The organism is Streptomyces sp. PA03-1a, from assembly GCF_033792805.1.
Lineage (GTDB): Bacteria > Actinomycetota > Actinomycetes > Streptomycetales > Streptomycetaceae > Actinacidiphila.
The window spans coordinates 1-521 of the sequence record NZ_JARAVO010000521.1 but is presented as its reverse complement, the minus strand read 5'-3'; the positions used below and the strand labels follow the sequence as shown (position 1 = coordinate 521).

The window sequence follows — 521 nt, the reverse complement described above, 5'->3', positions numbered from 1 at the left end:
CGAATATTAACAACTGGATTTCCTCGGAAGTGTCCAATGTGTAAAAGAGAACGCTCCCAGAACGGCCTGCAGCTCGGCGAAACGCCGGACCTGCGACGTGCCTGCGGCCAGCTCGCTGAGCGCGTACGCCGTGGTCTTGAAGCCGTCCCCGTGATGGAACTCCGCACCCCAGGCACCGAGCCGCACCCAAGCCACCTCGTCCAGCCCCAGGCGGTGGGTGCCCCACGGATTGACCGCCACGATCCCGGCCGGGCCGACCTCGAGCCGGACCCTGTGGACGAACCACCAGAAGAACAACGAGACGCCGACGGCGAATCCCGACGACAGCCCGGCCGACCGGGCCGTCGCCGCTTCCGGCGAGGAGATCCAGCCGGCCCAGCCGACGAGCGCCTTCACGCCCAGGACCGCCGGGAGCAGGAAGCCCGCCGCACGAGCCGCCCCCCCCCCCCCCCCACCCCCCACCGGGGCCCCACCCTGGTCGCCCCAACCCTGACTCTTATAAACATCTCCGGGCCACCGAG

The 521-nt window shown here is 69.5% G+C and carries 1 protein-coding gene; it reads right to left on the bottom strand.

Features of this window, described 5'->3' with window-relative positions; translation table 11 throughout:
- Positions 1 to 6: 6 nt before the first annotated feature.
- The gene (locus tag PV341_RS45275; protein ID WP_500361090.1) at positions 7 to 396 is read right to left on the bottom strand and encodes a PH domain-containing protein; all 390 of its coding nucleotides are present in this window, start codon (positions 394 to 396) and stop codon (positions 7 to 9) included.
- Positions 397 to 521 lie beyond the last annotated feature (125 nt).